8 protein-coding genes and 1 tRNA gene are annotated in these 12,551 nt (G+C 38.6%); 4 read left to right on the top strand and 5 right to left on the bottom strand.

Features of this window, described 5'->3' with window-relative positions:
* Positions 1-2: 2 nt before the first annotated feature.
* Positions 3-470: a ribosome assembly cofactor RimP gene (rimP, locus tag BXY82_RS05755; RefSeq protein ID WP_317128566.1), complete on the bottom strand. Its 468-nt coding sequence runs from the start codon at positions 468-470 to the stop codon at positions 3-5.
* Between the two features lie 154 nt (positions 471-624).
* Here rimP and BXY82_RS05750 point away from each other — a divergent pair, with 154 nt between their 5' ends.
* Positions 625-1,455: a universal stress protein gene (locus tag BXY82_RS05750; protein WP_133757199.1), complete on the top strand. Its 831-nt coding sequence runs from the start codon at positions 625-627 to the stop codon at positions 1,453-1,455.
* A 300-nt stretch (positions 1,456-1,755) separates the two neighbouring features.
* Here the strand turns inward: BXY82_RS05750 and BXY82_RS05745 are convergent.
* Positions 1,756-1,828: transfer RNA gene (locus BXY82_RS05745), tRNA-Gln, on the bottom strand.
* Positions 1,829-2,055: 227 nt separating this feature from the next.
* On the opposite strand from BXY82_RS05745, the gene BXY82_RS05740 reads away from it, so the two are divergent.
* A complete protein-coding gene (locus BXY82_RS05740) occupies positions 2,056-5,373 on the top strand; it encodes a protein O-mannosyl-transferase family (protein WP_133757198.1) in 3,318 nt (1,105 codons plus the stop codon).
* A 5-nt stretch (positions 5,374-5,378) separates the two neighbouring features.
* Positions 5,379-6,029 carry a polysaccharide deacetylase family protein gene (locus tag BXY82_RS05735; RefSeq protein WP_133757197.1) on the top strand — a complete coding sequence of 217 codons (651 nt, stop codon included), beginning with the start codon at positions 5,379-5,381 and terminating at the stop codon, positions 6,027-6,029.
* On the opposite strand, the gene BXY82_RS05730 is transcribed toward BXY82_RS05735, so the two are convergent.
* Positions 6,026-6,322: a thioredoxin family protein gene (locus tag BXY82_RS05730; protein ID WP_133757196.1), complete on the bottom strand. Its 297-nt coding sequence runs from the start codon at positions 6,320-6,322 to the stop codon at positions 6,026-6,028. The two genes, BXY82_RS05735 and BXY82_RS05730, sit on opposite strands and share 4 nt — an antisense overlap.
* A gap of 102 nt (positions 6,323-6,424) precedes the next feature.
* Positions 6,425-7,660 (bottom strand): metallophosphoesterase, encoded by a 1,236-nt coding sequence (locus tag BXY82_RS05725; RefSeq protein ID WP_133757432.1) that lies wholly within the window; start codon positions 7,658-7,660, stop codon positions 6,425-6,427.
* Positions 7,661-7,775: 115 nt separating this feature from the next.
* Between BXY82_RS05725 and BXY82_RS05720 the strand changes: the two genes are divergently transcribed.
* A complete protein-coding gene (locus BXY82_RS05720; protein ID WP_133757195.1) occupies positions 7,776-10,739 on the top strand; it encodes a GH92 family glycosyl hydrolase in 2,964 nt (987 codons plus the stop codon).
* 296 nt (positions 10,740-11,035) lie between these two features.
* Here BXY82_RS05720 and BXY82_RS05715 read toward each other — a convergent pair whose 3' ends face one another.
* Positions 11,036-12,448, bottom strand: coding sequence for an aldehyde dehydrogenase family protein (locus tag BXY82_RS05715; protein ID WP_133757194.1), 1,413 nt, complete (start codon positions 12,446-12,448; stop codon positions 11,036-11,038).
* Between the last annotated feature and the right edge of the window lie 103 nt (positions 12,449-12,551).

Here is a 12,551-nt window from a genome sequence, read left to right as displayed (position 1 = left end):
AATTAAAATTTTATTATCACTTTAGCTTCTAAAATATCATCATACATAATCTTAGCCTGCTTATTTACGGTTATTTTCCCTTTACCAACTGGCTTAGGTTCTTTTGTTTTCCATTCCAAGGTCACGCCAGCCTCATCAACATCTGTTAATTCACCCTCAAATTTCAAATCGGGCTTTGCTTTTACCGCCAAGGTTCTTCCTATATTTTTTTTATACTGCCGCGTATTGATCAAAGGCGAAGTAGCTCCAGAGGATGCAACGTCCAAAGAAAAATCAACTTCTTCTCTGTCTAAATTGTTTTCAATACCACGACTCATAAACATACAGTCCTCTACAGTAACACCGTTATCTCCATCAATAACAACACTAATCTTGTTATCCGGATTCACTTTGAGATCAATTAAAAAAAGATCTGACCTTTCCTCTAATGCGTTATCAATTAAGTCCTTAACTGTCTTCTCACTCAGCATATAATTAGTATAAAAAGAGGGGACTTTCTTGTCCCCTCGTGTTTTCTTTTACCATTCAGCGGTGCAAATATACAATTTTTTTATTGATTTATCCAAAGGATGTAATGTCGAATTTTATTATTAAATTTAATACTCACTAAGCCACTTCGTCATCATGAAAAAAATACTCGTTCCCACCGACTTCTCTGAACAGGCAGAAAATGCTTTAAAAGTAGCTGCACAATTGGCTAGAAAACACGATTCCAAAATATACTTATTGCACATGCTTGAGCTTCCGTTGCAAGAAGTTGATATGATGAACGCTGCAAGCCCAATCCCTGAAGCCATGTTTTTCATGAAACTTGCACAGCAAAAATTTGAGGACCTGCTGGCTAGGGACTATTTAAATGGTTTAATGGTGCATGATATTGTTAAAAACTACCCTTCATTCAGCAGTATTATTGACACCTGCCACGAATACAATGTCGATCTCATCGTGATGGGCTCCCACGGGGCTACAGGTTTAAAAGAAATGTTTATTGGCTCCAATACTGAAAAGGTAGTTCGCACCTCTGACATTCCTGTTTTAGTCATTAAAAATGAGCACGCCAACTTTAAAGTTGATCGCTTTGTTTTTGCATCAGATTTTAATAAAGACAACAGAGAAACATACAAACAGGCTACAGAAGTTGCCAAAATTTTTAACGCCAAAATGTACTTGGTGATGGTCAATACCGCCAATAGTTTTATATCCACTTCTGAAGCCAGAAAAAGGATTAATGCATTCATTAAAGATTCTGAATTCGAAAATTACTCTACGCATATTTATAACGACGACAGTGTAGAACAGGGTATATTGAATTTTTCCAAAGATATTGATGCTGATTTAATCGGAATTAGCACGCATGGACGTCAAGGCATCGCGCATTTTTTCAATGGAAGCATTAGTGAAGACCTTGTCAACCATTCTAAGCGACCAGTAATGACGTTTAAGATTTTGACATAGTCCACTTCGCTGTTGTAAAAAAGACCGCTTCGCTGTTAGAATAGATAACAAAGACCGCTTCGCTGTTAGACTTGAGTGGGCTTTGTTTTTGAGATCTTAGACTGTTTGATGATTAGACGTAAATCTCTTAGTCTAATTTATAACTATATAAAGAAATCATAAATCGAAAACCAATATTTGAGCACTGCTCCCAACAAATCTCTGCTCTCTGCTCTCTGTTCTCTTTTCTATTTTCTCTTTTCTAATAACTACAAAAACAAAAAATCCCGACATATTGCTATATCGGGATTTTATTTCTTGTTGGCCTACTAGGGCTCGAACCTAGACTCTTCTGGACCAAAACCAGACGTGTTGCCAGTTACACCATAGGCCAATCTCTAATTGAGGATGCAAATTTACTACAAAGTTTTATTTGCGCAAATATTTTCATAGAAAAAACACAAATAAAAACAGTCTTTCGGTTATCGTTCATCTTTTTTAACTGTAAAGCTCTTATTTCAAACTAAAAACACCTTATAAATACTTAACGTTTACATAAAAACTTTCTACTCTTATATTATTATTCTTAAATTCGCCACTCAATTTCAACCAAAAATATCTATGAATCATTTCAACTTTAAAAAATGGAATACCATTTTAGGTTGGTTCTCCTTTGCTGTAGCTTTTATTGTGTATGCGCTGACCATTGAACCAACTGTTAGTTTTTGGGATGCTGGAGAATATATATTGACTTCCGCAAAGCTTCAAGTAGGACACCCACCAGGAGCACCGCTCTTCCAAATGATTGGGGCGTTCTTCTCTATGTTTGCCCTTGAGCCCTCCCAAATTGGAGCCATGTTGAATATGATGAGTGGCGCCGCCAGTGCCTTCACAATTTTGTTTATGTTTTGGACCATTACACTGCTCCTTAAAAAATTGATCACAACTGAAACAGAGGAGGAATTTACAACTTCAAAAAAGATTGCCATTCTTGGTAGTGGACTCGTTGGAAGTTTGGCCTTTACATTTACAGATTCATTTTGGTTCAATGCTGTAGAAACCGAAGTATATGCTATGGCAACCTTAATAATGGCCGTCATGTTCTGGCTTGCCCTGCGGTGGGAACAGGATATGGACAAACCAAGAGGGAACCGTTGGCTTATATTAATTGCCTTTGTAATTGGCCTCTCTTTTGGAGTTCACTTTATGGGTCTATTAACCATCCCGGCTATTGGCCTGATATACTACTTTAAAAATTATAAAACCATTACGGTAACTAACTTTATCGTGGCCAACGTGGTTTCTGCCGCTATCCTATTATTCATCTTTAAATTGTTGCTTCCAAATGCCTTAAAGATATTTAGTGCATCAGAAATCTTTTTTGTCAATAGCCTTGGCATGCCGTTTAATTCCGGCACCATCATTGCCTTTATTATTGTGGTTGCTGCGTTTTACTTCGGATTAAAATACACTAGAGAACATCAAAAAACAGTGGCCAATACTTTGGTGTTATGCTTATTATTTATATTTATCGGGTTTTCATGTTGGCTAATGCTTCCTATTAGAGCAAATGCTAAAGTAACCGTTAATGAAAATAATCCTTCGGATGCGCGTGAGCTTTTAGCGTATTACAATCTAGAACAATACCCTGAAACCCATTTGTTTTACGGCCCACTATTTACTGAACAGTACACAGGACTTGATGAGAATGAGCCATATGTTGATGACAAGCCGAATTATGAGAAAGATGAGGAAGCTGGCAAATATGTTATCGTAAACGATTATAAAAACGCCAAACAAAATTTCAATTCTGAACACGCTGCCATTCTTCCGAGAATGTGGAGTGCTGAGAACGCTGAAAACTATATGATGTTTACCGGTTTATTGGACTTTACCATCAAACCAGAATATCAAATGGAGAATCAGATCCGAAATATCGTGACGGATTTCAAACAAAATGTCCGTCAAGGCAATGTAGATTACAGTGATTATCACAAATTTTTAAAACAATTTGGACAGTATTTAACAATTGAAAAACCATCCTTAATCCAGAACATCGGGTATATGGTAGAATATCAATTTGGATACATGTACTGGCGCTATTTTATGTGGAATTTTGTAGGTCGGCAAAATGATATTCAAGGAAAGTATGACGATTTAAATGGGAATTGGATCAGTGGGATTAATCCAATTGATGCCTGGCACCTCAACATGTCTCAAGACAATTTACCTAGTGACGTTAAAAACAACAAAGCGCGCAATACATATTATTTTTTACCCCTTATTTTGGGGCTTATCGGGTTCTTGTTTTTGATAGCTAAGGATAAAAAACGTTTCTGGACCTTGTTGGTGTTTTTCCTAATGACGGGAATTGCGATACAATTTTATACCAATGTCCGGCCATTTGAACCACGAGAGCGTGATTATTCTGTGGTAGGCTCCTTTTACGTATTTGCCATTTGGATTGGCTTTGGAGTCTATGCCATTTTTGATGCGCTTAGAAAATATGTCAATTCAAAATTCTTACCACATGCCATTACCTTGGCGTGTTTAATTTTAGTTCCTGGTATTTTGGCCGCTAATAATTGGGATGATCATGACCGTTCAGGTAAACGAACAGCCCATGCTATGGCTGTCAAATATCTCGAATCTTGTGCGCCTAATGCCATCTTATTTACTATTGGAGATAATGATACTTTTCCTTTGTGGTATGCCCAAGAAATTGAGGGCATCCGTAGAGATGTGAGGGTAGTGAACACCAGTTTGTTCCAAACAGATTGGTATATTGACCAAATGAAACGCAAAGCCTATAGCAGTGACCCTATTCCATCACAACTGACGCACAAGCAATACCGTTATGGAACGCGCGACTATATTATTGAAAAAGAAATTACAAAGGATACTTTAGATATTAAGGATTTTATGGATTTTGTGAGCAGTGATAATCCGCGCACAAAATTAAAACATACCCTACAACAAGAAGGTAGAGATATTAGCGGATATCCAGCAAACATGCTGAACTCCAATTACTATCCAACAAAATTTGTCAGAATTCCGGTTGATAAAGCTTCTGTTTTAAAGCATGGGATAGTAAAAGAAAAAGACGCTGATAAAATTGTGGATGATATTGTTATCGAAATTAAAGGCGGTGCACTTTATAAAAACCGATTGTTGATGTTGGATATCATTGCCAATAACAATTGGGAACGCCCTATCTATTTTACAGGAGGTAGCTTTGGTGATGACGATTATATTTGGATGAAGGACTACCTCCAATTAGACGGCCTTTGTTATAAACTTGTCCCAATTAAAACGCCAGTTGATCGCGCTAATCCATTTGATATGGGCCGCGTAGATAGTGAAGCTATGTATGAGCAAGTAATGGCATGGGACTGGGGCAACAGTAATGATCCTAATATCTATCATGATGTAGAAACACGTAAAAATTCCATAACCTATAGAGGTAATTTAGCGCGTTTGATGGAGCAATTGATTAACGAAGACCAACCAGAAAAAGCTGAGAAAATTGCCGATCTCGCCATGACACAAATGCCAGTAGACTATTTTGGTTTCTACACGTTATTAGAGCCATATATAAGTGCTTATTATGAAATTGGAAAAGTTGACAAAGGCCGTAAACTCTATAAGGATGTTAGCAAGAAATACCAAGAAAGCTTAACTTATTACAGTGGTTTGACCATAGAGAACCAAACACGTTATTTGGATGAAATTGTTACAGATATTGAGCGCTATAGAAGCTTAGTAGATTTACTGGTTATTTACAATGATAAGGAGTTTGCCATGGAAGAAACTGAGAAATTCAATAATTACTTGAATCTGTTTAAGCATTTTATGGGTGAAGAACCGCAACAACAAGCACCACGTGAAGAGCGCGATTTGGCTACAGATACTATTGACACGTTATTACAAATGGACTAACTTTTGTGAACCTCATTCCTATTAAAACACCAACATTGATCAAAGGCATATTTCCAGACTATACTTGGAATATGCCTACAGATCAAAAAACTCTCTACCTTACCTTTGATGATGGACCTACTCCAGAAATAACCAATTGGACCCTAGACCTATTAAAATCTTATCAGGCAAAGGCTACCTTTTTTTGTATAGGCAATAATGTTAAAAAACACCCACACATTTTCCAAGACATTCTGAATAACGGACATGTGGTAGGCAATCATACCTTTAACCATCCTTATGGCTGGCGTACCAACACTGAAAATTATTTAGCCGAAGTGTTTAAAACAAACCAAATAATGCATTCAGTACTTGAAGACTGGAATTCATCAACACGCCTCTTCCGCCCACCCTATGGGCAAATTAAACCACACCAAGGCAAGCAACTAATAGCCCTCGGGTATCAGATTATCATGTGGGATATCTTGTCCTTTGATTGGAAACAAACCTTATCTAAAGAAACGTGCGCCCAAAATGTCATTACAAAAGCTGGTCCAGGAAGCATTGTGGTGTTCCATGACAGCGTCAAGGCAGCACCACGCATGAAGCACGCTTTACTAGCCACCCTAGAGCATTTTAGCAACCAAGGGTATCAATTTAAAAGTATAAAATTTTAGATATATTCTTGAAGGATATTGATGAGCGTATTAGCATCTTGTTCGCCGCTATGTCGCCATTTCATTTCGCCGCGCTTATAGATGATTAGTGTAGGTAAACCTTTTACGCGAAGCGCCTCTGCCAAATCTTTGTTCTTATCAACATCTATTTTGATTACTTTTGCCTTGTCTCCAAGCGCTGCAGCTACATCTCTTAACACCGGATGCATTGCTGTAGATTGTTCGTTCCATTCTGTAAAAAAATCCAACAAAACTGGAATGTCGACATCTATAAGTTCTCCAAATTTTGACATACATTTTAATGTTTAAATCAAATGTGTTACCACAAACCTACTTATTTTTTTTTTATTATCCTAAAACATACGTAAATAGCTTGCTTTGGCTAAATCTTCACTTTATGTGTTATTGATCTTTGGTCCTTTTTTTAATTCAATAACCGTAATTTCTGGCCAAATTCCCACACGTCCGGGAAATCCTAAATACCCAAATCCTCTATTAACATTTATAAATTGCCCCATTTCTTTGTAAACACCCGCCCAATGTCTGTAACGGTATTTTATAGGACTCCATTTAATCCACCCCGGAATTTCAATCCCAAACTGCATCCCGTGCGTATGCCCGCTCAAGGTTAAATGGTAATGGTAGTCATCACTGATCACGACCTCATCCCAATGGCTAGGATCATGGGTCATCAAAATTTTAAAATCGTCAGGATGTATGCCATCTGCTGCTTTCTTTAAATCGCCAGATTTTTTAAATCCGCCTTTACCCCAATTCTCGCAACCTACCACTGCAATACGTTGTCCGTTACGCTCAATAAATCGGTGTTCATTCAGTAAGAGGTCATAGCCCATTTCTTTTTGCAGAAGAATTAGCTCCTCAAGATTCTGCTTTTTTTCAGCAGTCGAATTCCAATCAATATAATCGCCATAATCATGATTTCCCAAAACCGAATACACGCCATCATTTGCCTTTAGCTCTGCAAACAACTCTTTCCACGGCAGCATTTCAGAACTCTTATTGTTAACCAAATCTCCAGTAAACATAATGGCATCACTACGTTGCTCCTTAATCATATTAACAGCATGCTCAATTTCAGATCGGTTATCAAAACTACCAGAATGGATGTCACTTATATGGGTAATACGATACCCGTCAAAAGCCTCTGGTAAATCTTCAAAATGCAAGCTGTGTTTAATCACTTTATAATTGTACTTTCCCTTATACATGCCATAGAGCATGGAGGCAAATGGTACAGCAGCTACGCCAAGTGCTATACCGCTGATAAATTTTCGCCTAGAAGGCATATGGAAATGTTCATTGGCACCAAATAGTTTGGAATACACGCCCATTACAAAGCGCACGATATCCTCGCCCAAGAGAAAGACAATCATCACCAAATTAAAAAGCATAAAAGCTAAGATAAAGCCGAATGCATAGCTTTTGGATGGCGAAAGCACACGGCCGCCAGCGCCCGTACTAAATTGAAGAATTAAGTTTCCGGCAATAATAACGGCAATCGCAATAAATATATAGTGAATCCAAACCGCTTTTGTAAGGGTCCTAATGGCCTGAAATCCATAGAGCGATATCAAGATATAGAAAATGGTAAAGAGTACCCATCGCATCATAGAAGCAGTTTTCTTCAAAGATAAATGAATTAAACTGTTATTAAAATGTTGCGATTAAATTTAACCGTCCCTTAAGATTTAGTATATTTCCGCTGCAATACCAATCTGTTTTCTAATGAAGTCTATTTTTATAGCTATTACTGCGTTTTTACTAATCGTAAGCTGCTCTGACCGGCCAAAAACAACGCCAGCTAAAAAAAATAAATCTTTAGTGTCCTTAGTCAATCCTTTTATCGGAACTGGCGGTCACGGGCACACCTTTCCTGGCGCGACTATGCCCTTTGGAATGATGCAGCTGAGCCCTGACACCCGACTAGAAGGTTGGGATGGCGCTTCTGGCTATCATTATAGTGACACCCACATTTACGGATTTACCCATACGCACCTTAGCGGTACTGGTGTTAGCGATTATGCTGATGTATTGCTGATGCCTACTACTGAAGTGGTGTTCAACAATGGCAGTGATGGCAAAAAAGGCTACCGATCAAAATTTTCACATGCCACTGAAAAAGCCGAACCGGGCTACTATAAAGTGCTTTTGGAAGACAGTAATATTGAAGTAGAACTCACCGTTTCTGAGCGCAGCGGCATACACAAATACCAATTCCCCACTTCTAAAAATCAAATCATCGTTTTAGACTTGGAACACCGCGATCAGTTATTGGCCTCTAAAATTAAGCAGACCTCCAGAACCGAACTAACAGGCTACCGCCATTCCAGATCCTGGGCCAGCAATCAGAAACTTTTTTATTACATCAAGTTTTCGCACCCCTTGTCCGTTGATTTGATTGCAAGAAAACAAAACCTGACCAATAGAAAGGCCGTATTTCAATTTGACAATCCTAAAAATGAACCTATTTACGTAAAAATTGGGATTAGCGCTGTAGATGAAGATGGCGCGAAGAAAAACATGGAAGCTGAAGTAGGTGATAAGACTTTTGATCAGGTAAAAGAAATAGCCCAAAGTACCTGGGAAAAACAATTGGAGAAAATTGTCATTGAAACGGATAACCAAGACCATAAAATCAACTTTTACACCGCCCTGTACCACACTATGATTGCCCCTAATTTGTATCAGGACGTAGATGGGCGTTATAGAGGTATGGATCAAAAGATACACACCAACAAAGATTTTCAATACTATACGGTATTTTCATTATGGGACACCTACCGCGCTGCCCACCCCTTATACAGTATTATTGAACGCAAGCGTACAAGCGATTTTGTAAATACCATGCTTGCAAAATATGATGAAGGTGGCATCCTGCCCATGTGGGATTTAAGTGCTAATTACACAGGCACCATGATTGGCTATCATGCGGTACCGGTAATTGCTGACGCTTATCTAAAAGGGATTAAAGGTTTTGATGCGGAGAGAGCTTTTAAAGCGATGAAACACTCGGCCAACAAAGACCATTTGGGACTAAAATCATATAAGTCGCTCGGATTTATTCCGGTGGAAGCAGAAAGCGAATCGGTGTCCAAAACCTTAGAGTATGCCTATGATGATTGGACCATTGCTAAAATGGCACAAGCCCTAGATAAACAAAACGATTACGAAACCTATATAAAGCGGGCGCAACACTATAAAAATGTGTTTGATCCTGAAACCAAATTTATGAGGGGCCGATTCAAAAACACCTGGACATCGCCGTTTGATCCGTATGAGGTCAATTACAATTACACTGAAGCCAATGCTTGGCAATACAGTTTTTATGTGCCTCAAGATGTTTCTGGCCTTATTGAATTAATGGGCGGAAAAGAAATTTTAGAGGCCCAATTGGATACGCTGTTTACTGCAGAGAGCAACACTGCTGGCCGCCACATGCAAGACATTACCGGGCTCATAGGTCAATATGCACATGGCAACGAACCGAGTCACCACATGGCTTATCTCTATAACTTTGTCAATAAACCTTATAAGACCCAAGAAAGAGTGCATCAAATACTCACCACGCTCTATAAAAATGATCCAGATGGCATTGCAGGCAATGAAGACTGCGGACAAATGAGCGCGTGGTATGTATTTTCAGCAATGGGCTTTTATCCGGTCACGCCAGGATCCAATGATTATATTATTGGCACCCCATTATTTGATAAAGCGACTATCAATCTTGAAAACGGAAAAAACTTTACCATAAAAGCATTTGATCTTTCAGATGACAATAAGTATATCGATTATGTCCGTTTGAACGGAAGCCGATTGCATAAAACCTTTATCACTTCAAAAGATATTTTATCTGGCGGCATATTAGAATTTTTTATGACCGATGAACCTTCTGATTGGGGTACGGATGATGACGAAGCACCAACATCAGCCATTAGCGATTTTAAAATTGTGCCGATGCCGTTTATCGCAAAGGCCGATATTTCATTTAAGGAAGAAACAGAAGTCACTTTAGGAATCGCGCAATTGGAAACTGATATTTTTTATACGTTGAATGATTCTGTATACACGAAATACGAACAACCATTTATCATTTCAGAAGCTTCAACTTTAAAGATGTATGCCGAGAAAGAAGATGAGAAAAGCAGAACGATAGCCACTGAGTTTTTTAAACTTGACTCCAATAGAACCATCACCTTGCAAACCAACTACGCTAAGGCTTACAGTGCTGGCGGGCCAAATGCCTTAATTGATGGCGTTAAAGGCACCAAAGACCATAGAACGGGCTTGTGGCAAGGTTATGAGGGTGAAGATGTTTTGGCAATTATCGATTTAGGCGAAGCCAAACACGTGCAAAAAGTATCCATTAATGTGTTGCAGGACCAACGCTCTTGGATATTTTACCCTTCGGAAGTTTTCTGTTACACCTCTACGGATGGCAACACCTATCAATTTATTGGCAAACAAAACTTAAATGCGAGCAAACGATCAGAAGACGTCGATATCCGTACCATTACGTTCAACTTAAAAGGTAGAACCGCAACCCACCTTAAGGTTATTGCCAAAAAAATGGAGCAACTTCCAAAATGGCACCCTGGCGCAAAGGACAATGGAAAAAGTTGGATTTTTGTTGACGAAATCAGCATTGAGTCGCAGCCTGTTATTGAACAGCCAGAGGCCAAAGAAATGTAAAATATAGCTATTTAGCCATTGGCTGCCAGTAAACAAATGCTTTTTTAAACATCGCAGCATCTCCCCTATAATACACCTCATTCAGCTGACCCGCTAAATACTGAACACTGAATACTGAACACTGAATACTGAACACTGAACACCGAATGCTGAATGCTGAATACTGAACACTGAACACCGAATGCTGAATGCTGAATACTGAACACTGAACACCGAATATTGAACACTGAATGCTGAATGCTGAATGCTGAACACTGAATACTGAATACTGAATACTGAATACTAGGTACTAAAACCTAGAACCACTTCAATGTCAAATCAATCAATTTCTGTTTAAAATTAGTATAAGGTGGTGTCAACAAATCGGTAGCTCCCATGGTGTGCTGTTTCATCATGGCGCGTTTATTGGAAAAAGCCTCAAAACCAAAGAAACCGTGCGATTTTCCTATGCCACTATTATTACTACCCCCAAATGGCAGATTATGATTTAAAAACTGTAACAGATTATGGTTGACACATCCACTTCCCGCGCGGGTATTGCTTATAATAAAATCAATGTTTTTACTAGATTTCGAGTATATGTACAAGGCTAAAGGTTTTTCTTTAGAATTGATATAATCCACCGGCTCCTGCAAACTCGTAAACGTTTTGACAGGAAGAATGGGACCAAAGATTTCGTCTTGCATTAGTTTTGAATCTTCGGGTGCATCAAACACCAAAGTGGGCTCAATAAAATGATCACTGCTGTTAGAAGCCCCACCGGAGACGATGGTACTTGTGTTGTGCTTGGCCTCCTCAATATACCCTGTTAAGCGTTCAAAATGCTTTGCATTGACAATGCGGCAATACGACTCTGAAGCTTCCGCATTATCCGTGTAAAACGTTTTAATTTTTTCCTTAAATAAACTTTTAAATTTTTCTTCAAGAGTGTCCTGTAATAACACGTAGTCTGGCGCAATACAGGTTTGACCTGCATTGGTAAATTTTCCGAAAATTAGTTTCTCAACAGCTTTCTCCAAATTGGCGGAATCGTCAATAATAGTGGGCGACTTACCACCCAATTCCAAGGTTACCGAGGTCAAATGTTTGGAAGCGGCTTTCATCACAATCTTTCCTACTTGAGGAGAGCCTGTAAAGAAAATGTGGTTAAAAGGTAATTTCAACAAGTTTTCAGAAACTTCAACTTCACCTTCAAAAAGAGCCACCTCGTCATCCTGAAACAAATCCTTAACAATGTCAGCCATGACTTTAGAAGCGTTGGGGGTCATTTCTGAAGGTTTAATTATAACAGTATTTCCTGCAGCTATAGCAGATACTAGCGGCCCAAAAGTTAAATTAATAGGGAAATTCCACGGCGATATAATTAAACACACCCCTTTTGGTTCATATACAATATATGAAGAAGCGCCTAGCAGTGCCAAAGGCGTATCCACTTTCTGGTCCTTCATCCACGATTTTAAATTGTTTTTAGCGAATTTAATCTCGGTCAGTACCGGATAGATTTCCGTCAAATCAGTTTCTAAGAATGGTTTCTTAAAATCGGCATACATGGCCTCCCGGATTTTTTGCTTATAATTGACTTCCAAAGCCGTTTTAAGAGCGTCCAATTTTTTGATGCGTTCTTTATAAGTACTATTCCCTATTTTAAATTGATTTGCCTTTTGTCGCGTAAAAACCTCGTGATACGGGTTACTATTTAAATCTTCCATGTAATATTTGTGTGTTTATTGAGCTGCAAGCCAGAATTATGCATTTCGTCGGAATTTTTAGACCCACTTGACAACTTATCCATTTATCGATGTTATTGGACTA

It is taken from the genome of Gelidibacter sediminis, assembly GCF_004364975.1.
In the GTDB taxonomy this organism is placed as follows: domain Bacteria; phylum Bacteroidota; class Bacteroidia; order Flavobacteriales; family Flavobacteriaceae; genus Gelidibacter; species Gelidibacter sediminis.
Note: the sequence above shows the minus strand (reverse complement) of the source record. Positions and strands in the feature narration are given on the sequence as shown.